Raw genomic sequence first — 20,074 nt, 5'->3', positions numbered from 1 at the left:
GAACGGCCGCGGATCCCGGTACCGGTCCCGGTACCGACGGAAGAAGGCCGCCCCTCGGGCGGCCTTCGCGATCGGTCGTGTGCGCGCGATCAGGAGGTGGGCCGCCGGCGAGCGGGCCACCACCAGTTCTGGATCTGCGGTGCGAGCACACCGCGACCCTACCGGGTACCCGGCCCCGCGCGTGCCGGTCGTCTCATTTGATGGGCGTGGGCATGGACACCCTCCGGGACCCCGTAGTGTTGACGGCGTGACCGTGAACGCTAAGACCACCGCTGACGGTGGCAACACCTGGCGACACCTGCCCGCGGCGCAGCAGCCCGAGTACCCCGATGCCGAGGCTCTGCGCGATGTGATCGCGGACCTCGAGTCGTATCCCCCGCTCGTCTTCGCGGGCGAGTGCGACATGCTGCGCGACCGGATGGGAGCCGTCGCCAGGGGCGAGGCGTTCCTCCTCCAGGGCGGTGACTGCGCCGAGGCGTTCGACGCCGTGTCCGCCGACCACATCCGGAACAAGCTGAAGACGCTGCTCCAGATGGGCGCCGTGCTCACGTACGCGGCCTCGGTGCCGGTCGTCAAGGTCGGCCGTATCGCCGGCCAGTACTCCAAGCCGCGCTCCAAGCCGACCGAGACCCGCGACGGCGTGACCCTGCCGACCTACCGCGGCGACTCCGTCAACGGCTTCGACTTCACCGAGGAGGCCCGGGTCCCGGACCCGGAGCGCCTGAAGCGGATGTACCACGCCTCCGCCTCCACCCTGAACCTGGTGCGCGCCTTCACCACCGGCGGTTACGCGGACCTGCGCCAGGTGCACGCCTGGAACCAGGACTTCGTGAAGTCCTCCCCGTCCGGCCAGCGCTACGAGCAGCTCGCCCGCGAGATCGACAACGCGCTCAGCTTCATGAAGGCGTGCGGCACCGACCCGGCGGAGTTCCGCACGGTCGAGTTCTTCTCGTCCCACGAGGCCCTGCTCCTGGACTACGAGTCGGCCCTGACCCGGGTGGACTCGCGTACCGGCCGGCTGTACGACGTCTCCGGCCACATGGTCTGGATCGGTGAGCGGACCCGGCAGCTCGACGGCGCGCACATCGAGTTCGCCTCGAAGATCCGCAACCCCATCGGGATCAAGCTCGGCCCGACGACCACGGTCGACGAGGCCCTGCAGTACGTCGACCGCCTGGACCCGGAGCGCGAGCCCGGCCGGCTGACCTTCGTCGTCCGCATGGGCGCCGACAAGGTCCGCGACAAGCTCCCCGAGCTGGTGGAGAAGGTGACCGCCTCCGGCGCCACCGTCGCCTGGGTGACCGACCCGATGCACGGCAACACCTTCGAGGCGGCCTCCGGCCACAAGACCCGCCGCTTCGACGACGTGCTCGACGAGGTCAAGGGCTTCTTCGAGGTCCACAAGGCGCTGGGCACCCACCCGGGCGGCATCCATGTCGAGCTCACCGGTGACGACGTCACCGAGTGCGTGGGCGGCGGCGACGAGATCTTCGTCGACGATCTGCACCAGCGCTACGAGACGGCCTGCGACCCCCGGCTGAACCGCAGCCAGTCGCTCGACCTCGCCTTCCTGGTGGCGGAGATGTACCGAGACCAGTAGTTTCCCCGGCGAACCAGTGGGGCGCGGATCCTTGTGATCCGCGCCCCACTGCCGTTCACCGGGCTTTTACCGATCCCGCCGGACGGGTAAGGTTAGGTTAGCCTCACCGACGGATCGGGAGGTGGAACCGGGACGGCTCGACCCCTCCCGCACGATTCTCCTCGGGAGGTGGACCGCGTGTACGTCTGCTCGTGCTTCGGCATCACGGAGAAGCAGGTCAAGGAGCACGCGGAGGCCGGTGCCTGCACCCCCCGCCAGATCGCCTCGGTCTCCAAGGCCGGCACGGACTGCGGGTCCTGCGTCCGCCGCATCCAGGGAATCCTCGGCCGCGGGGCGTGCCCGCGCCGCGAACTGCTGGACCAGGGCTCCGGTGCCCGCGTCCTCGCCGCGGAGACGGCGACGGCCGGTGCGCCCGCCCTCGACGAAGCCGCCTGAACCGCAGGCCGCGGCGCGGCCTAGCCCTCCGGCTGCTCGATGAGCTGGGCGATGTACAGCGGCTCGCCGAGCTTCTCGATCAGTTCCAGCTGGGTGTCCAGGTAGTCGATGTGGTGCTCCTCGTCCGCGAGGATCGACTCGAAGATGTTGGCCGAGGTGATGTCGCCCTTGGCGCGCATGATCTCGATGCCCCGCTTCAGCCGGTCGATGGCCTCGACCTCGACCTGGCGGTCCGCCTGGAACATCTCGGTGACCGTCTGGCCCACCCGTACATGGAACAGCCGCTGGTAGTTCGGCAGGCCGTCCAGGAAGAGGATGCGGTCGGTCAGCACCTCGGCATGCTTCATCTCGTCGAACGACTCGGCCCGGGTGTACTTGGCGAGCTTGGTCCAACCGAAGTTCTCCTGCATCTTGGCGTGCAGGAAGTACTGGTTGATCGCGGTCAATTCGGCCGTCAGCTGCTCGTTGAGGAACTCGATGACCTCGGGGTCGCCCTGCATCGCAGAGGCTCCTTCCGCGCGTAAGATCGATCTGGCAGGTTCGCGCATCCTCGCACTGAGTCATCGGACCGTCCAGTAAGTGCCTCCTTAGTAGGAGTTGCCCGAATCGGGCCAGACCTGGTCATGACCACCCCTCTCGGTCTGTCACCATGGAAGGCATGGGTCAGCCGGAGAGCCGGGATCACCGCGCACCACAGGAGTCCGAGCTTCCGCCGGGGCAGCGACTGCAGCGTGGCTGGCCGGTCACCCACTACGGGCCCGTCCCCAAGTTCAAGCCCGACCGCTGGGAGTTCAGGGTCTTCGGCGCCACCGCGGACGGCGAGAAGCACTGCTGGAACCACGAGGAGTTCTCGGCCCTCCCCTTCACCACCGTCGTCGGCGATCTGCACTGCGTGACGAAGTTCAGCATGCTCGGGGCCGAATGGGGCGGGGTGAGCGCCCGTACGGTCGTGGAACTGGCCCCGCCCTCGCCGGCCGTCACCCATGTCATGGTCTGGGCCGAGTACGGCTTCAGCGCCAACCTGCGGCTGGCCGACTTCACCGCCGAACGCACCGTCTTCGCCACCCACAAGGACGGCGAACCCCTCACCGCCGAGCACGGTTTCCCGCTGCGCCTGGTCGTCCCCCAGCTCTACGCGTGGAAGGGCCCCAAGTGGGTCCGGGGCGTGGAGTACATGACCGCGGACCGCCGGGGCTTCTGGGAGGAGCGCGGCTACCACAACCTGGGCGACCCGTGGAAGGAACAGCGCTACTCCTACCAGGAGGAGCCGGGGGACGGCCCCGAACTCTGAGACCGGGGCGGCCCGAGCGGCCGCCTGCGCCCGGCCGTCAGCGCAGCTTCTTCAGCCGCGCGATGTCCGCCGTGTGCCCTTCCTTCCCGCCCGGGGTCTCGATCACCAGCGGGACGCCCGTCATCGCGGGATGGGCCATCAGGGCACGGAACGGCTCCTCGCCGATGGTCCCCGCGCCCACGTTCGCATGACGGTCCTTATGGGCTCCGGCCACATCCTTGGAGTCATTGGCGTGGACGAGCTTCAGCCGCCCCTCGCCGACCGTCGCCACCAGCTCGTCCAGGGTGCGCGCCGCCCCGCCCGGGGCCGCCAGATCGTGGCCCGCCGCGTGGATATGGCAGGTGTCCAGGCAGACGCCCAGCTTCGGATGGGCGTCCAGGGCCGCGAAGTACGGACCGAAGTCCTCGGCCCGGAAGCAGAGCGAGGACCCCTGGCCCGCCGTCGACTCCAGCAGCAGAAACGGATCGTCGTCGTGCGTCAGCTCGTCCAGCAGCGGCAGCAGCTGCTCCCTGACCTGGGCGAGGGCCACCGGACGCTCCCGGCCGCCGGTCGCCGAGCCGGTGTGCACCACCACCCCGGAGGCCCCGATCCGCCGCGCCCGGCGCAGCGAGTGCCGCAGCGAGACGACCGAGCGCTCCACCGTCGCCTCGGTGTGCGAGCCGAAGTTGATCAGATACGGGGCGTGCACCCAGGCGGACAGCCCGTCGGCCGCGCACTCGGCCCGGAACAGCTCGTCCTGCGCCGGGTCCCCGGCCGGGGTGGCCCAGCCGCGCGGATTGGCGACGAAGACCTGCACGGCCTCCGCCTCCAGCTCCCGCGCGTAGGCCAGCCCGGTCCGCACCAGGCCGCCCGCCACTGGTACATGCCCTCCGACGGGGTTGTGCATCGCCCTAGAGCCCCTTGATCGTGATGGTGACGGTGCTGCCCTCGGGCGCCTCGCCCTCGGCGGACTGGCCCGAGACGGTGTCCCCGAGGAACGGGAAGGACTTCTTCACGTCCACGGTGAAGCCCGCCGCCTCCAGCTTCGCCGTCGCCTCCTCCTCGGTGTCCCCGACCACGTCCGGGACCTGGACCATGCGGGGGCCCTTGGACAGGGTCAGGGTGACCGTGTCACCGGCCGCGAGCTGCTTGCCCGCCGGGGCCGACTGCCGGGCGACCGCACCCGCCTCGGACGGCGCGTGCACCCGCTCCGGGGCGATCCGCACCTCCAGACCGGCCGCCTCCAGCTCGGCGCGGGCGTCCGCCTCGGTGTCGCCGGTGACGTCCGGGACCTCGACCGGGGCGCCCCTGCTGACCACCAGGGAGACCGCGGAGTCCGGGCTGCGGTTGCTGCCGGCCTCCGGGTCGGTGCGGATCACCGACCCCTGCTGGACGGTCTCGTCGAACTCGCGGGTCACCACGCCCGGCGCCAGGCCCGCCTTGCGCAGCGCCTCCCGCGCCTCGGCGAGCGGCTTGCCCGCCACGGCCGGGACCTCCACGATCCGGGGGCCCCGGGACAGGATCAGGGTGACGGAGCCGTTGCCGCGGATGCGCTCGTTCGCCGCCGGGTCGGTGCCCAGCACCGAGCCGCGCGGCACCGACTCGCTGAACCGGCGCTGCACCGCGCCCGCGTCCAGCCCGGCCTTCTCCAGCTTGGCCCGGGCCTCCGCCTCCGTCGTCCCGATCAGGGACGGGACGCGGGTGAACTGGCCCGAGTTGATGTACCAGACCCCGGCGCCCACGCCCAGCACGGCGAGGACGATCAGGACCACGGCGGGCAGACCCCGCCGGGGCAGCGGCAGGCCCGGACGGCGGCGGCCGGTGCGCGGCGGGGTGTCCGGCGGCGCGACCGAGCCGAGGCGGGCCGTGCGGTGCACCCCGTCGGCCGGCTCCGGGCCGGAGGCGGTGCGCGGCAGCACATCGGTGCGCTCGCTCCGGGCCGCCGTGCGCGGCAGCACATCGGTGCTCTCGTCGCCCGGGGCGCCCGTCCCCGGCCCGGAGCGGGCCTGCGGCGGGACGGCGTCGAGCTGCTCCTCGGACAGGGCCGCGCGGACCTCGCGGGCGCCCGCGAGCAGGGCCACCGCGTCGTACGGGCGGAGGTCGGGGTTGCGGGCGGTGGACCCGGCGACCAGCTCGTCCAGATCCACGGCGAGGCCCGGGACCAGGGCCGAGGGGGCGGGCACGTCCTCGTTGAGGTGCAGATAGAGGACCTGGGCGGGGGTGTCGCCGCCGTGCGGCTTGGAGCCCGTGAGCATCTCGTAGAGCATCACGCCGCAGGCGTACACGTCCGCCCGGGTGTCGGCGGTGCCGTACTCGATCTGCTCGGGGGCCAGATAGGAGACCGTGCCGAGGACCGAGCCGGTGGTGCTCGTCACCGAGCCGACCGCCCGGACCAGGCCGAAGTCCGCCACCTTCACCCGGCCGTCGTCCCCTATCAGGACGTTCTCCGGCTTCATGTCGCGGTGCACGAACCCGGCCCGGTGGGCCGCGCCCAGTGCGGCGAGGACCGGCTCCAGGATGTCCAGGGCGGCCCGCGGCGGCAGCGCGCCCCGCTCGCGCAGCACATCGCGCAGGGTGCAGCCCTCGACGTACTCCATCGCGAGATACACGTACGCGCCCTCGGCGCCCTGGTCGAAGACGCCGACGACATTGGGGTGGGCCAGGTGCGCGACGGACTTGGCCTCGCGGATGAAGCGCTCGACGAAGGTCGCGTCGGCCGCGAGGTCCGGGTGCATCACCTTGAGCGCGAGCACCCGGTCGAGCCGGGTGTCGACGGCCCGGTAGACCGTGGCCATGCCGCCGACGGCGATGCGCTCGTCGACGCGGTAGCGGCCGTCGAGCACCTGCCCGACGAGAGGGTCCTGGAGGGTCGTGTCCACGCAGCAGAGTCTACGAGCCGGTCAGGACACCCCCGCCGCTCCGGTACGCACCTGCAGCGTACCTGTGACGCACGCCCCTTCCGCGCGGGCCGGGCCCGGGACGTCCTTGCGCCCGGGTCCGCCCCGGTCCGCGTCCGGGGGCGGTCAGAACGCCGGGCGTTCCGGGTCGTGGCCCAGCGCGGCGAGCCCCTCGGTTGGGGAGGACGCCTCGGCGAAGTGCCGGCGGGGGATGCGCCCCGCCCGCCGGGCCAGCCGGCCCGCCTCCACCGCGTGCCGCATCGCCTCCGCCATCAGCGCCGGCTCCTGCGCCCGGGTCACGGCCGAGGCCAGCATCACCGCGTCGCAGCCCAGTTCCATCGCCAGGGCCGCGTCCGAGGCCGTTCCGGCGCCCGCGTCCAGGATCACCGGGACGCCCGCCTGCTCGACGATGAGCTGGAAGTTGTGCGGATTGCGGATGCCGAGCCCGGAGCCGATCGGCGAGCCCAGCGGCATGATCGCCGCGCAGCCCGCGTCCTCCAGCCGGCGGGCCAGCACCGGGTCGTCGTTGGTGTACGGGAGCACGGTGAAGCCGTCGTCGACCAGGGTCTCGGCCGCGTCCAGCAGCTCGGAGCCGTCCGGGAGGAGGGTCCGCTCGTCCGCCACGACCTCCAGCTTGATCCAGTCCGTGCCCAGCGCCTCCCGGGCCAGACGCGCGGTGAGCACGGCCTCGCCCGCGGTGAAGCAGCCCGCCGTGTTCGGCAGCACCCGGATGCCGAGCCGGCTGAGCACGGAGAGCACCGAGCCCTGCACGGTCGGGTCCAGCCGCCGCATCGCGACCGTGGTCAGCTCGGTGCCACTGGCGATCAGGGAGCGCTCCAGGACCTCCAGGCTGGGCGCCCCGCCGGTGCCCATGATCAACCGGGAGGCGAAGGACTCGCCGCCGATGACGAGCCGGTCGTCCGCCATGGCGCTCAGCCTCCCTGGACCGCGGTGAGGACCTCGACGCGGTCGCCCGCGCCGAGCCGGGTGGCCGCCCACGCGCCGCGCGGCACCACGGTCTCGTTCACCGCCGCCGCCACCCCGGCGGGCGCGGCGCTCAGGGTGGCGACGACCGCGTCCAGGGTGGTCCCGGCGGCCAGCTCCCGGGCCTCGCCGTTCACGGAGACGGTCACGGAGACCGTCGGGGAGGCGGCGGGGGCCGGGGGTGCGTTCTCGGGGGTGTTCATACGGGCTGTTCCTGTCGTACGGGGGCGAAGCGGCCGGGGCCGAACGGCCGTGCGTGCGCGGGCAGTTCGCCGTCGGTGAGGACGGTCGCGAGGACATCGCCGGTCACCGGGGTGAGCAGCACGCCGTTGCGGTGGTGACCCGTGGCCAGCAGCAGTCCGGGCAGCGCGGTCGGCCCCAGCAGCGGGGCGTTGTCGGGGGAGCCGGGCCGCAGCCCCGCGCGGGTCTCGACCAGCGGGAGTTCGGTGATCCCGGGCACCAGCTCATGGGCGTCGCGGAGGAGTTCGTAGACCCCGCCGGCCGTGACCGTGGTGTCCCAGCCCAGCTCCTCGCTGGTGGCCCCGACGACCAGCTCGCCGGACTCGCGGGGCACCAGGTACACATGGCTGCCGCGCACCACCGCCCGCACCGTCCGGGAGAGGAACGGCGCGTACGCGCGGGGCACCTCCAGCCGCAGCACCTGGCCCTTGACCGGGCGCACCGGGGGCAGCGCCTGGGGCGGCACCCCGCCGAGCCGGCAGCTGAGGCTGCCGCCCGCGAGCACCACCCGGCCGGCCGCCAGCGCGGTCCCGTCGGCGAGGACCACACCCGTGGCGCGGTCGTGCGCCACCGTCAACCGCTCCGCCCAGCCGCGCACGAAGCCGACGCCCGCCCGGCGGCAGGCGGTGACCAGGGCGGCGGCGAGCCGCCGGGGGTCGACCTGGTGGTCCCCGTCGACGCGCAGCCCGCCGCGCACCCCGGGCGCGAGCATCGGCTCCAGCCGCCGGCACTCGCGCCCGGTCAGCCAGGTGGAGGTGAGGCCGGAGCGGGTCTGGAGCGCGTGCAGTTCCCGCAGATGCGCCCGGTCGTCCGCGTCCAGGGCCACGGCGAGGGTGCCGCAGGACCGGTAGCCGGTGTCCTGGCCGCTCGCCTCCTCCAGCTCCGCGACGAACGCCGGGTAGCGGCGGGCCGATTCGAGGTTGAGCGCGAGCAGGGTCTGCTCGCCGTAGTGGAGTTCGGTGACGGCCGCGAGCATGCCCGCCGCGACCTGGGCGGCCCCGCCGCCCGGTTCGGGGTCCACGACGGTGACGGTGAGCCCGCGTTGCGCGGTGCGCCAGGCGGTCACCAGCCCGATGACGCCACCGCCGACGACGAGGACGTCCGGCGCGCGTGCCGCGTCCGCCGTGATCGCCGCGTCCGCCGCGGTCGTCGTGTCCGTGTCCGCTGTGTCCGTGTCCGCTGTACGGGACATGGGTGTCCAGCCCCTCCCTTCGCCGGCATGACCCGGATCAGGTTCGTACGGTCGGGGGCCGGCCAGCCCCCCTCTCAGCCCGGTGCGTCCGGGCTCCCGCGAGTGCCTTACGGTGGCCACCCTAACGCCCCGTCCCCGGCCCCGGTAAGGGAGCCGCCGGGCCGCGGGGACCACGGCACAGGAGGCGCGACCGCATGGTGAGATCGCTCGACGGGCTGGTGCTCGTCCCCGTCGCCGACCAGGCCCCCGGGCAGGTCGGCACCCGCACCCGGTTCACCTACCACGAGGAGAGCGGGCGGGTCTGGGCCGAGTACGCGGGCGGGGACGTGGTGCGCGGCCACCTCGTCGGGACCCGGGAGGGCGACCGGCTCGACTTCCGTTATGTGCAGTTGAGGACGGACGGCACGACCTCCTCCGGGCACTGCGTCTCCACCGCGAGTGAGCTGCCGGACGGGCGGGTGCGGCTGGACGAGAGCTGGGAGTGGGAGTCCCGGGAGGGCAGCGGCACCAGCGTCGTCGAGGAACCGCTCTCCTGATGGAGCGTCAGATCGTTAGGGTGGCCGGGTGGACGAGCGGACGGCGGGCGAGCGGATGAACGAGCGGCGGGTGGTCGTCGTCGGCGCGGGGATGGCCGGTGTGCAGAGCGCCGTCGCCCTGCGCGAGGCCGGTTTCGGGGGCGAGGTCGTCCTGATCGGCGCCGAACCCCACCAGCCCTACGACCGCCCGCCCCTGTCCAAGGCGATCCTGCTGGGCACCGCCGAGAGCTCCGCCTTCGACATCGACTTCGACGAACTCGGCGTGGACCTCCGCCTCGGCTGCGAGGTCACCGGCGTCCGCCCCGGGGACCACGAGGTCGACACCGAGGCCGGGCCCGTCCCCTATGACGTGCTGGTGCTGGCCACCGGCGCCGAACCCGTGTCCCTGCCCGGCGCCGAGGGCGTCCCCGGCGTCCATCTGCTGCGCACCCTCGACGACGCCGACCGGCTGCGCCCGGTGCTGGAGCGCCGGCACGAGATCGTGGTGGTCGGGGCGGGCTGGATCGGCGCCGAGTTCGCCACCGCCGCCCGGGAGGCGGGCTGCGCGGTCACCGTGGTGGAGGCCGCCGACCGGCCGCTCGCCGGGTCCCTGCCCGCCGAGGCCGCCGCGCCCATGGCCCGCTGGTACGCGGAGGCGGGCGTCCGGCTCCTCACCGGGGAACGGGTCGCGGCCGTGGAGGAGGGCGCGGTCCTCCTCGCGTCCGGGCGCCGGATCCCGGCCGGGGCCGTGGTCGTCGGCATCGGCGCCCGGCCCTCGACCGGCGCCCTCGCGGGGAGCGGCATCGCGCTGGGCGCGGCCGGGGAGGTGGTCGCCGACAGCCGTCTGCGCACCTCGGCCCCCGATGTCTACGCGGTGGGCGACTGCGCCTCCTACCCGTCCGCCCGCTACGGCGACCGGCTCCTGGTGCACCACTGGGACAACGCCCTCCAGGGCCCCCGGACCGTGGCCGCGGCGGTCACCGGCGGGGAGCCGGAGGCGTACGACCCGGTCCCGTACTTCTGGTCCGAGCAGTTCGGCCGCTTCGTCCAGTACGCCGGGCACCACCCGGCCGCCGACACCCTGCTGTGGCGCGGCGACCCGGAGCGGGACGCGCAGTGGTCGGCGCTCTGGCTGCGCGAGGGCGCCCTGGTGGCCCTCCTCGCCGTCGACCGGCCGCGCGACCTGGCCCAGGGGCGCAGGCTGATCGCCTCGGGCGCCCGGCTGGCCCCGGCCCGGGCGGCGGACCCGCTGGTCCCGCTGAAGACGGCGGTCCTCGCGTAGGGGCCGGTGGGGGCGGTCGGTCCCGGCTGATCGGGGCGTGGGGGCTGTCCGGCGGATCGGGGCCCCGCCCGCAGGCCGTCGGCTACCGGCTGCCGGTCGGGGATGGCAGGCTTGGACCCGTGACCGAGATTGACGCAAAGATCGATGCTCTCGTCCCCGCCTGGCTCCACCTGCCGGACATCGCGGAAAAGCTCGATGTCGAGGTGACGCGGGTGCGGCAGTTGGTCAAGGAGGGCCAGCTCATCGCCGTGCGCCGTGGTGAGAACCGGACACTGCAGGTGCCCGCCGCCTTCATCGACGGCACCAAGGTGGTCAAGGGCCTCTCCGGCACCCTGACCCTGCTGCGGGACGACGGCTTCACCGACGAGGAGATGCTGGAGTGGCTGTTCACTCCGGACCCGAGCCTGCCGGGCACCCCGGCGCAGGCGCTGAGTGAGAACCGCGGCACGGAGGTGAAGCGCCGGGCCCAGGCGCTGGCCGTCTGACACACCGCACCGACCGCCCGCCGGCCCGCTCCGGGCCGGCGGGCGCACCACTCCACCCCGGGGGGAACCACCCATGTCCATGTCCACGGCCTCCACCGCATCCCCGTCCGCGGCCGCCTCCGCCCGCCCGTCCGCCCGTGAGCGGCTCGGCGACGCGCGGCTCTATCTCTGCACCGACGCGCGCCGGCGTCAGGGCGACCTGGCCGACTTCCTCGACACCGTGCTCGCCGCGGGCGTCGACATCGTGCAGCTGCGCGACAAGGGCATGGAGGCGGGCGAGGAGCTGGAGCACCTGGCGGTGTTCGCCGACGCCTGCCGCCGCCACGGCAGACTCCTCGCGGTCAACGACCGCGCCGACGTGGCGCACGCCGCCGCCTCCGACGTCCTGCACCTGGGGCAGGGCGACCTGCCCGTCCCGGCCGCGCGGGCGATCCTCGGCGAGGGGGTCCTGATCGGGCGGTCCACGCACGCCGAGGCCGAGGTGGACGCGGCGGCCGCCCAGCCGGGCGTCGACTACTTCTGCACCGGGCCGTGCTGGCCCACCCCCACCAAGCCCGGCCGGCACGCCCCCGGGCTCGGCCTCGTCCGCCACGCCGCCGCCCTCGGCACGGACCGCCCCTGGTTCGCCATCGGCGGGATCGACGCGGCCAACCTGGACGAGGTGCTGGACGCGGGCGCGCGCCGGGTCGTCGTGGTCCGGGCGATCACCGAGGCGGACGACCCGGGCGCGGCCACCGCCGAGCTGGCGAAGCGCATCCGGGCGCGGCTGGGCTGACCGGGCCGCCCCCGGCACCCGCCGGCCGGGTCCCGGCGGAGCCGCGGTCGGGCCCCGCTGCCGTCCGGATGGCGGCGCGCTCGTCTCACGGCTGTCCGACTGGTGGACAAGAGACCGGCCAATCATGACAAAAAGCCCTGATCCGGTTGGGCGGCCCCGCTCGCCTGGCTAACCTGCCGGTATGGCCCTCGGCACTGCTTCCACCCGGACCGATCGCGCCCGCACCGTGCGCGACATGCTCGCCACCGGCGAGACGACGTACTCCTTCGAGTTCTACTCGCCCAAGAGCGACAAGGGCGAGCGCAACCTGTGGAACGCCCTGCGCCGGGTCGAGGCGGTCGCCCCCGACTTCGTGTCCGTCACCTACGGCGCCGGGGGCTCCACCCGCGGCGGCACGGTGAAGGCCACCCAGAAGATCGCCGCCGACTCGACCCTCACGCCCGTCGCGCACCTCACCGCCGTCGGCCACTCGGTGGCCGAACTGCGGAACATGATCGGCCAGTATGCGGACGCCGGGATCAGGAACATCCTGGCCCTGCGCGGCGACCCGCCCGGCGACCCGATGGCCGACTGGGAGAAGCACCCCGAGGGCGTGACCTACGCGGCCGAGCTGGTCTCCCTCATCAAGGAGGCCGGGGACTTCTGCGTCGGCGTCGCCGCGTTCCCCGAGATGCACCCCCGCTCGCCCGACTGGGACAGCGACATCCGGTACTTCACGGACAAGTGCCGCGCGGGCGCGGACTACGCGATCACGCAGATGTTCTTCCGCCCCGAAAGCTATCTGCGGCTGCGCGACCGGGTCGCGGCGGCGGGCTGCGAGACCCCGATCATCCCGGAGATCATGCCGCTGACCAGCGTGCGGCAGCTGGAGCGGTTCTCCGAGCTGAGCAACGCCGAGATCCCCGCCGAGCTGAAAGACAGGATCCTCTCGGTCAAGGACGATCCGGCCGCTGTACGCTCCATTGGCATCGAGTTCGCGACGGAGTTCTGCGCGAGGCTGCTTGCCGAGGGTGTCCCCGGACTGCACTTCATCACGCTCAACAACTCCACCGCGACACTCGAGATCCACGGGAATCTCGGACTGCACGAACAGTCCTGACCGGCCGTATCCGCCCCGAGCAGGGGCGGCGGCCGCTGGAGAGGGGCGGGCATGGGCTGGACGGTCCTCTACATCGCGTTCGGCGTCGTCGCGCTGTGGCTGCTCGGTGAGGTGCTGCTGCAGTACAAGGCGCGGCTGCGCTGGCGGCTGCTGGCCTTCGTCGGCTTCCTGGGCGTGGTCCTCGGCGTACTGATGCCGTCGGTGCCGGTGATCGCGGTGGGCGCGACGGCCTTCGCGGTCGGCCAGACCTATGTGACGCTCTCCTTCCGCCGGGGCTTCTCCACCGGCTGGGCGCTCGGCGGCAAGCCGGGCGCGAGCCGTCGCCGCCGCTCGGCCGCCGAGCCGGAGCGGGAGCCGACCCTGGAGGTCTCCGACCTCTCCTACGAGTCCGCCGACGAGCAGGCCCGCCCCGCTCCCGAGGTCTACGAGCCGGAGCCGCTGCCGGAGGACACCGGCCAGTACGGCGTCTACTCCGACGACGCCTACGCGGCCTCCCGCAACCGGACCGCGGCCCACGACGACTCCGGGGCCCCGCAGTACGACACCGGCTACGGCGCGTACGACGCCTACGCCGACCCGGCCGGCCCCCAGCCGGACCACACGGCCGCGTACCCCGCCTACGACACCGCCGACGCCTCGTACCAGTACACCGGCTACCAGGACCCGTACGCAGGCGCCCAGCAGCAGTACGACGCCTACGGCACCTACGCCACCGACGGCGCGGGCTACGCCACCGCCGCCTACCCCGACCCCTACGCCCAGCAGCAGTACGGCGACACGCCCCCCGGCGGAGTGTGGGTCCCCCAGCAGCGCGAGAACGACGAGCCGCCCGCCGAACCCCGGGCCCAGCCCTCGCCGTACGGCTACGACACCGGCTACGACGGGCAGCAGCAGTACCGCTACTGACCACGGCCGGGTGGGCGGCTACTGCGAGCCGCGGAAGTCCGCGCCCTCCACGACCAGGCCCGCGACCAGGGCGCCGGACATGCCCGTGTGGGCGAGGCCGCCGCCGGGGTGGGACCAGCCACCCGCGAGGAACAGGCCCGGCAGGGGGGCGGAGTTGGCGGCCGGGAGCAGGGCGCCCGCGACGCCCGGGAGGGCGGGCGGGGGGACGACCGGGGAGCCGGTCGCGGCGCGGGTGTCGTCCGGGGTGAGGACCTCGCGCCACAGGGTCCGCCCGCGCAGTCCGGGCACGGCGGCCTCCGCCGCCTCCGTCATCCGGTCCGCGAGGGCTTCCGCGGCCTCCGCCCAGGCGGTGCCGTCCGCGAGGCGGGCGGGGACGGTGGCGGTCAGGGTCACCGTCTCGTGCGCGTCGTCGGGGCGCAGCAGCGGGTCGTCCGGGCGCAGCACGGTGACCGTGGGCCGCTCGGGGGCCCGGTCGGCGGCGACGGCGGACCACTCGGCGTCCGGGTCCGGCGGGTGCACCACCGTGCGGTGGACGGCGTCCGCGGGGCGGGCCCCGCGCAGCGCGAGGAGCACCCGCACCCGGCCGGTGCCCACCCCCGACTGCCACCGGGGCCACTCGTCCTGGCGCTCCCAGGGCACCACCTGGTCGCCGTAGAGGGCGGGCAGCGGGGCGCCGGAGACCACGGTGTCGGCCGCGATCCGCTCGCCGCCCGCGAGCACCAGGCCCGCGGCGCGCCCGTCCGTGACGGCCACCTCCTCGACCTCCGCGCCGAAGACGAACTCCACCCGGCGGGCCAGGCAGCGTTCGTGGACGGCGTCGGCCAGCGCCCGCAGACCGCCGGCCGGGTACCAGGTGCCGAAGGTCTGCTCCATGTACGGCAGGACGGCCGCCGCCGCGGGCGCGGTCCGCGGGTCCAGACCGTAGGAGGCGGCGTAGGAGCCGAGGAGGGCGGCGAGGCGCGGATCGCGCAGCTCCCGGGCGCCGATGTCGGCGAGGGTGCGCGTCCGGCGGCGCAACAGGCCCTGCTTCAGGGCGGGATACGGGTCCCGGCCGGCGAGGACGGAGACGTCGGCGGGCAGCGGTTCCTCCAGGAGCGGCCGGCGGCTGCGTTCCCACGCCACCCGCGCCCGGCCCAGGAACTCGCCCCAGCGCTCGCCCGCGCCGGAGCCGAGGGCCGCGTCCAGCGCCGCGACCGTGCCGCCGCGCGAGGCGTCGGGCAGCAGCACGGAGGTGCCGTCCGCGAAGAGGTGCCGGGCGGCCGGGTCCACCTGGGAGAGGCCCACGGCCTTCTCCAGCGGTTCCTTGCCGGTCTTGATGAACAGGTCCCGCCAGACCGCCGGGAGGTGCAGCAGGGCGGGGCCGGTGTCGAAGGCGAAACCGTCCCGCGCGAAGCGGCCCACCGCCCCGCCGTAGGTCTCCCGGCGTTCGTACACCGTCACCCGGTGGCCCGCCGTGGCCAGCCGGGCGGCCGCCGCCATGGCGCCCGTCCCGGCGCCGATCACCGCAATCCGTGCCATGCGCCGACCCTATCGAGCGGCGTCCGCCCTCAGTGCGGCGGCCCGTCCGCCGCACCCGCCGCGGCCAGGCGTTTCTCCTCCCGCCGCTGGGCCCGCCGGCGCAGGAAGCGGCGGATCCGGGAGACGAGGAGGAAGACCGTCACGATGCCCAGCACCAGCAGCACCGCCGCGATGATCGCCGCCGCCACCGGGTTGAAGACCGCGAAGGTGACGATCCCGGCGACGCCCAGGTCCTCGGCGATGCTCACCAGGACGTTGCTGAAGGGCTCCGGTGAGGTGTTGACGGCCATTCTGGTGCCGGCCTTGACGAGATGGCTGACCAGCGCGGTCGAGCCGCCGACCGCGCCCGCCGCGACCTCGGGCAGCGAGCCGCTCTGGCCCGCGAGCAGCGCGGCGATCACCGCGCCCGAGAGCGGGCGGATCACGGTGTGCGCGGAGTCCCATATGGAGTCGACGTACGGAATCTTGTCCGCCACCGCCTCGCAGAGGAACAGCACGCCCGCGACGATCAGGACGTCGGTGCGCTGGAGGGCCGGGGGGACGTCGTCGCTGACGCCCGTGGCGCCGAAGATGCCGAGCAGGAGGACCACCGCGTAGGCGTTGATCCCGCTGGCCCAGCCGCTGGTGAAGACGAGAGGGAGTACGGACACGGACGCGATCGTAGCCAGCCCGCTCCCGCCGCGGACCGGGTGTCCGGCCCAGGGCTGAGTATCCGTACTCAGCCGGGGAGATGAGTAGGCGCGCGGATGGGTCGGCTCCGGTCCGGACGGAAGAGTGGTCACCACGGCAGGGGCGCGGCGCCGGCACCGACGACACGGGGCGTCGGAACGGCGCGGCGCCCGGCCGTGACGGGGAGCACGGCCGGGGAGTCCACGACCACGGGGGAACGACGGGGGACGGACTCTTCGGCGCGGGTGCACGGGGGTGCACCGAGGGGCCGGACCGGCGGCAGCCGGTCCGGCCCCTCGTCGTCTCCCCGCCGCCCGGGCCTCGGGGGCAGTCCCGCCGCCGGACCCGGGGCCAGTCCCGGCGCCCGCGCCCCCGGGTCAGTCCCGGCGCCCGCTGACCCGGCCGTGCAGCAGCAGGGACAGCGCGCCGTGCACATCGTCCAGGGACCGTTCCCGCTGGAACGCCTGCCAGTCCAGGGCGGCCACCAGGACCATCCCCACCAGGGCCGCCGCGGTGAGCGGGATGTCGATCTCCTCGCTCAGCTCACCCGCCTCCACGCCCTCGCGCAGCACCGTCTCCACCACCGCGACCGCCTCCTGCCGGACCACCAGCAGGGTGGACTGCCAGGCCCGGTTGGTGCGCCACAGCTCGGCGACGTAGAGCTGGGTGAAGGCCGGGTAGCGGTCGATGAACACCAGACCGGCGCGGATCATCGCGTCCAGCGCCTCGATCCGGGTGCCGCCGCGCTCCGCCGTCTCCTCGGACGCGGCGCGCAGCGAGGCCGTCAGCAGCCCGACGCCGTGCCGGAGCAACTCCTCGAACAGCTCGGTCTTGCTCTTGAAGTTGTAGTAGACCGTGCCCTTGGCCACCCCGGCCCGCTCCGCGATCTCGTCCACCGTGGTGGCGGAGAAGCCCTGTTCGGCGATGAGGGTCACCGCCGCCTCGTAGAGCTTGGCACGCGTCGCCTGCCGTCTTGTGCTGCTGTCCATACCCGTGATTCTCACAGGTCCGCCCGCCTTCGCAGGGCCGGCCTTCGCACGGCCCGCCTTCGCGGGGCCGGCCTTCACAGCGTCAGCTCCGGGTGGAGCCGGTTCAGGGTCCAGACCTGCTTGCTCCGGGCGGAGAGCGCGGTGAGCGCCAGCGCGCCGAGGGTGAACGCGGTCAGGACCGCCGTCGCCTGCCACACCGGGCCGAGTCCGCCGCCCGTGATCAGCCGGCGCAGCGCGTCGACCACATAGGTCATCGGCAGGAAGGGGTGGATGGCGTTGAAGAACCCGGGCGAGGTCTGCACCGGGTAGGTGCCGCCCGCCGAGGTGAGCTGGAGCATCAGCACGGCGAGCACCAGGATCCGGCCGGCCGCTCCGAAGCGGGCGTTGAGCCACTGGATGATCGCGGCGAAGCAGCAGGTCACCAGGGCGAGGAAGGCGACCGTGCCCAGGGTGCGGGCCGCCTCCAGGCCGAGCCCGAAGTGCAGTACGGACATCAGCGCGGCCACCTGGAGCAGCCCGATCGAGGCGACCGGCAGCCATCCGGCGAGCGCGATCCGCCAGGCCGAGGCACCGGCGGCGAGCGCCCTCCGGTTGAGCGGCAGGATGATCATGTACGCCACCATCGAGCCGACCCAGAGGGACAGCGGGATGAAGTACGGGGCGAAGCCGGTGCCGTAGTTGGGCGCCTTGTGCAGGGACTGCGCGGCGAGCTGGACCGGGTCGGCCATGACCCCGGTGCGCTGCTCGCGGGCGTCCTTGTCGTAGTCCGGGATCTTCCCGACGCCGTCGTTCAGCCCGGCGGCCAGCTCCTGGGAGCCGCCCGAGAGCCGGTAGAGCCCGCCGTCCAGGTCACCGGCGCCCTTCTTCAGCCGGCCGATGCCGCTGTCCAGGTCGGTGGCGCCGGACTTGGCGGTGGTCAGGCCCGAGTGGAGCTCCGCGGCACCCTTGGCGACCTTCTGCGCGCCGGAGTTCAGCTCGTTGATCTTCTCGACGGCGTACTCCAGGTCCTCGTCGAGCCGGGGCGCCCGCTTCGCCAGCGCGTCGGCCTGCTTCTCCAGCTTCTTCAGGTCGGCGGTCATGGTCTTCAGCCGGCCGCCGGAGTCCTTGGCCAGGGCGTTGGCGTCGTCCGCCACACGGGCCACGTCGGCCGCCGTGGTCTTGGCGCGCTTGAGGGCGGGGCAGGCGGACGGGTCGGGGAGGACGTTCTCCTCGCAGGTGGTGCGGTACACCTCGGACAGCTCGTCGGCGGAGGCGTGCGCCTCGGCGGCGGCGCCCGGGGCGCGCTTCAAGAGGTCGTCCAGGTGGCGGCGGACGTCACGGGAGGAGTCGGCCACCATCCGGGCGGTCTCGCCGATCGGCTTCTCGTACTCGCGCAGATACGGACGCACCTTGTCGGCGACGCCGTTGACCCTGCCCGCGAGCTGCCCGGTGCCGTCCGCCACCTTGCGGGAGCCGGTCTTCAGCTCGGCCGCGCCGGACTGGAGCTTCCCGATGCCGCCGGACAGCTCCCTGCTGCCGGTGCGCGCCTCGCCGAGCCCGTCCGCGAGGTCCCTGGAACCCTTCTTGGCCTTCCCGACACCGGACTTGAGGTCGTCGGCGCCCTTGGCGGCCTTCTCGGTGGCGTCGTGGATGTCGGAGAAGGAGATGAAGATCCGGTCCAGGAAGGTGCGCGAGGCGTCGGTGGAGGCGGCGGTGCGCACCTCGGAGAAGACCGTCCGGGAGATCTGCCCGACGATGTAGTTGTTGGCGTCGTTGGTGCGCACCCGCAGCGCGCCGGTCTCGGGGGAGTCCCCGGAACTGGAGGCGATCCGCCGGCTGAAGTCCTCGGGCATGGTGAGGGAGAGGTAGTACGTGCCGTCCTCGACGCCCTTGCGCGCGGTCTCGTCGTCGACCTCGTGCCAGTCGAAGGTCCGGCTGTCGTGCAGCTTCCGGGTGATCTCGTCGCCCGCGGTGATCTTCCGGCCGTCGGCGGTGGCGCCCTTGTCCTCGTTGACCAGCGCGACGGGTATCCGGTCGAGCCGGCCGTACGGGTCCCAGAACGACCACAGGTAGAGCGCGCCGTAGAGCAGCGGGAGGAGCAGGACCGCGACGAGCGCGGCGCGCGGCAGCCTCCCCCTGCCGAAGCGCTTCAGCTCAAGCGCGGCCAGTTTCGGCGAGCGCATCCGCCGCCCCCTCTTCGGTCGTGGTGGTGGTCGTCGAGTCCTCGGGGGACTCGGGGCCGCGGTCCTCGGGGGCCTCGGGGTCCTCCGCCGGGTCGTCCCCGGCGGCCTCGGTCTCCGGTTCCTCCTCCGGCGCGGGCGCGGGCGCGGGGCGGTCGTCCGTCGTGCGGACCGTGAGCGCGTCCCCGGGGGACTCGCTGCACACCGCCAGGACGGTCGTGCCGGACGCGGCCACCGAGCGCAGCAGTTCCCAGGCCCGGTCCCGGTCGGCGCCGGACAGCTTGAGGTCCGCGTCGTCGACCGCGAGCAGCGCGGGGCGGCCGATCAGGGCGAGGGCGACGGAGAGCCGCAGGGCCTCCAGCCGCTCCAGGTCGCGTACGGCGGTCCGTTCGCCCTTGGGGAGGGTGCCGGTGTCCAGGCCCGCGGCCGCGAGGGCGGTGTCCAGACGCTCCCGGGCGGCGGCCGCCCGCTCCCTGCGAGGGCGCAGCAGTTCCCGCAGGGAACCGCCGAACCGCCGCTGGAGCAGGGCCCGTTCACGCAGGTGCTCGGCGACGGTCAGCGCCGGGTCGAGGTCGCTGACGCCCGGCACCGGGCCCAGCGCGCTGATCCGGCGCACCGCGGCCATCCCGCGCGGCAGCTCCCGCCCGGCCACGGACGCGCGCCCCTCCGTGGCGCGCATCCGCCCGCTCAGCGCGAGCAGCAGACAGGTCCGCCCGGTGCCCGAGGGCCCCTCGATCGCCACCAGTGAACCGGGCTCCGCCGTGAACGTGACCGAGCGGAACACCCAGCCGCGCGGCCCCTTCAGGCCCAGGTCCGTCGCCTCCACGGCCGCCCCGCGCGCCTCCACGGCCGCCCCGTGCGGGCTGCCCATCGCACCCACCCCCTGCTTCCCCACCGCTGCCCATTCTTTGAACTGACTGGTCAGTCCAGAAAACTACCCCCGATGCGGCCGGGGAAGCAAAACGGGGCCGTCTGCGCACGGCAGTTGGGGGAAAACTCCTGTTCAGGGCGATTGTCAGTGGGGGCCTTCACGATGGATGCATACGGCCACAGCGCCGT

Annotated in this window: 21 protein-coding genes and 1 riboswitch; of the genes, 9 read left to right on the top strand and 12 right to left on the bottom strand. The window is 73.8% G+C overall.

Annotated elements, in window-relative coordinates; all coding sequences use genetic code 11:
* Positions 1–89: 89 nt before the first annotated feature.
* Complete coding sequence (locus ABZ457_RS11995; protein WP_359156743.1) at positions 90–149, bottom strand: trp operon leader peptide; 60 nt, start codon at positions 147–149, stop codon at positions 90–92.
* 98 nt (positions 150–247) lie between these two features.
* On the opposite strand from ABZ457_RS11995, the gene ABZ457_RS11990 reads away from it, so the two are divergent.
* A complete protein-coding gene (locus ABZ457_RS11990; protein ID WP_359156668.1) occupies positions 248–1,600 on the top strand; it encodes a class II 3-deoxy-7-phosphoheptulonate synthase in 1,353 nt (450 codons plus the stop codon).
* 168 nt (positions 1,601–1,768) lie between these two features.
* Positions 1,769–2,035, top strand: a complete 267-nt coding sequence (locus ABZ457_RS11985; RefSeq protein WP_359156666.1) for a (2Fe-2S)-binding protein — start codon at positions 1,769–1,771, stop codon at positions 2,033–2,035.
* 20 nt (positions 2,036–2,055) lie between these two features.
* On the opposite strand, the gene bfr is transcribed toward ABZ457_RS11985, so the two are convergent.
* Positions 2,056–2,535 carry a bacterioferritin gene (gene bfr, locus ABZ457_RS11980; RefSeq protein ID WP_018848787.1) on the bottom strand — a complete coding sequence of 160 codons (480 nt, stop codon included), beginning with the start codon at positions 2,533–2,535 and terminating at the stop codon, positions 2,056–2,058.
* A 158-nt stretch (positions 2,536–2,693) separates the two neighbouring features.
* Here bfr and ABZ457_RS11975 point away from each other — a divergent pair, with 158 nt between their 5' ends.
* Complete coding sequence (locus ABZ457_RS11975) at positions 2,694–3,326, top strand: sulfite oxidase-like oxidoreductase (protein WP_359156663.1); 633 nt, start codon at positions 2,694–2,696, stop codon at positions 3,324–3,326.
* Positions 3,327–3,363: 37 nt separating this feature from the next.
* On the opposite strand, the gene ABZ457_RS11970 is transcribed toward ABZ457_RS11975, so the two are convergent.
* The 5 genes from ABZ457_RS11970 to thiO all read right to left on the bottom strand — a co-directional run bounded on the left by ABZ457_RS11970 (position 3,364) and on the right by thiO (position 8,618).
* Positions 3,364–4,212, bottom strand: a complete 849-nt coding sequence (locus tag ABZ457_RS11970; protein WP_359156661.1) for a deoxyribonuclease IV — start codon at positions 4,210–4,212, stop codon at positions 3,364–3,366.
* A gap of 4 nt (positions 4,213–4,216) precedes the next feature.
* The gene (pknB, locus tag ABZ457_RS11965) at positions 4,217–6,184 is read right to left on the bottom strand and encodes a Stk1 family PASTA domain-containing Ser/Thr kinase (protein WP_359156659.1); all 1,968 of its coding nucleotides are present in this window, start codon (positions 6,182–6,184) and stop codon (positions 4,217–4,219) included.
* 144 nt (positions 6,185–6,328) lie between these two features.
* Positions 6,329–7,129 carry a thiazole synthase gene (locus ABZ457_RS11960; RefSeq protein ID WP_359156657.1) on the bottom strand — a complete coding sequence of 267 codons (801 nt, stop codon included), beginning with the start codon at positions 7,127–7,129 and terminating at the stop codon, positions 6,329–6,331.
* A gap of 5 nt (positions 7,130–7,134) precedes the next feature.
* Positions 7,135–7,389 (bottom strand): sulfur carrier protein ThiS, encoded by a 255-nt coding sequence (gene thiS, locus ABZ457_RS11955; protein WP_359156655.1) that lies wholly within the window; start codon positions 7,387–7,389, stop codon positions 7,135–7,137.
* Positions 7,386–8,618: a glycine oxidase ThiO gene (gene thiO / locus ABZ457_RS11950; RefSeq protein ID WP_359156653.1), complete on the bottom strand. Its 1,233-nt coding sequence runs from the start codon at positions 8,616–8,618 to the stop codon at positions 7,386–7,388. Before thiO ends, thiS begins: the two co-directional genes overlap by 4 nt.
* Positions 8,616–8,728, bottom strand: a riboswitch (TPP riboswitch). Its footprint overlaps the gene before it by 3 nt.
* A gap of 84 nt (positions 8,729–8,812) precedes the next feature.
* Here thiO and ABZ457_RS11945 point away from each other — a divergent pair.
* The 6 genes from ABZ457_RS11945 to ABZ457_RS11920 all read left to right on the top strand — a co-directional run bounded on the left by ABZ457_RS11945 (position 8,813) and on the right by ABZ457_RS11920 (position 13,680).
* On the top strand, positions 8,813–9,154 hold the full coding sequence (locus ABZ457_RS11945) for a hypothetical protein (protein WP_359156651.1): 342 nt from the start codon (positions 8,813–8,815) through the stop codon (positions 9,152–9,154).
* Between the two features lie 55 nt (positions 9,155–9,209).
* Complete coding sequence (locus ABZ457_RS11940) at positions 9,210–10,415, top strand: FAD-dependent oxidoreductase (RefSeq protein ID WP_359156741.1); 1,206 nt, start codon at positions 9,210–9,212, stop codon at positions 10,413–10,415.
* 119 nt (positions 10,416–10,534) lie between these two features.
* Positions 10,535–10,900 (top strand): Rv2175c family DNA-binding protein, encoded by a 366-nt coding sequence (locus tag ABZ457_RS11935; RefSeq protein ID WP_359156649.1) that lies wholly within the window; start codon positions 10,535–10,537, stop codon positions 10,898–10,900.
* Positions 10,901–10,973: 73 nt separating this feature from the next.
* Positions 10,974–11,675, top strand: a complete 702-nt coding sequence (thiE, locus tag ABZ457_RS11930; RefSeq protein ID WP_359156647.1) for a thiamine phosphate synthase — start codon at positions 10,974–10,976, stop codon at positions 11,673–11,675.
* Between the two features lie 181 nt (positions 11,676–11,856).
* Complete coding sequence (gene metF / locus ABZ457_RS11925) at positions 11,857–12,774, top strand: methylenetetrahydrofolate reductase [NAD(P)H] (RefSeq protein ID WP_359156645.1); 918 nt, start codon at positions 11,857–11,859, stop codon at positions 12,772–12,774.
* Between the two features lie 51 nt (positions 12,775–12,825).
* A complete protein-coding gene (locus ABZ457_RS11920; protein ID WP_359156643.1) occupies positions 12,826–13,680 on the top strand; it encodes a hypothetical protein in 855 nt (284 codons plus the stop codon).
* 18 nt (positions 13,681–13,698) lie between these two features.
* Here ABZ457_RS11920 and ABZ457_RS11915 read toward each other — a convergent pair whose 3' ends face one another.
* The 5 genes from ABZ457_RS11915 to ABZ457_RS11895 all read right to left on the bottom strand — a co-directional run bounded on the left by ABZ457_RS11915 (position 13,699) and on the right by ABZ457_RS11895 (position 19,886).
* Positions 13,699–15,198 (bottom strand): NAD(P)/FAD-dependent oxidoreductase, encoded by a 1,500-nt coding sequence (locus tag ABZ457_RS11915; protein ID WP_359156641.1) that lies wholly within the window; start codon positions 15,196–15,198, stop codon positions 13,699–13,701.
* Between the two features lie 29 nt (positions 15,199–15,227).
* Positions 15,228–15,848 (bottom strand): DUF4126 domain-containing protein, encoded by a 621-nt coding sequence (locus ABZ457_RS11910; protein WP_359156639.1) that lies wholly within the window; start codon positions 15,846–15,848, stop codon positions 15,228–15,230.
* Between the two features lie 396 nt (positions 15,849–16,244).
* Positions 16,245–16,856: a TetR/AcrR family transcriptional regulator gene (locus ABZ457_RS11905; RefSeq protein WP_359156637.1), complete on the bottom strand. Its 612-nt coding sequence runs from the start codon at positions 16,854–16,856 to the stop codon at positions 16,245–16,247.
* Positions 16,857–16,930: 74 nt separating this feature from the next.
* Positions 16,931–19,018: a YhgE/Pip domain-containing protein gene (locus ABZ457_RS11900; RefSeq protein WP_359156635.1), complete on the bottom strand. Its 2,088-nt coding sequence runs from the start codon at positions 19,016–19,018 to the stop codon at positions 16,931–16,933.
* On the bottom strand, positions 18,990–19,886 hold the full coding sequence (locus ABZ457_RS11895; RefSeq protein WP_359156633.1) for an ATP-binding cassette domain-containing protein: 897 nt from the start codon (positions 19,884–19,886) through the stop codon (positions 18,990–18,992). The genes ABZ457_RS11900 and ABZ457_RS11895 overlap by 29 nt, the downstream gene beginning before the upstream one ends.
* Positions 19,887–20,074: the final 188 nt, after the last annotated feature.

The organism is Streptomyces sp. NPDC005805, from assembly GCF_040630445.1.
In the GTDB taxonomy this organism is placed as follows: domain Bacteria; phylum Actinomycetota; class Actinomycetes; order Streptomycetales; family Streptomycetaceae; genus Streptomyces.
The sequence above is the reverse complement of the archived record's forward strand: the minus strand, read 5'-3'. Positions and strand labels throughout refer to the sequence as shown.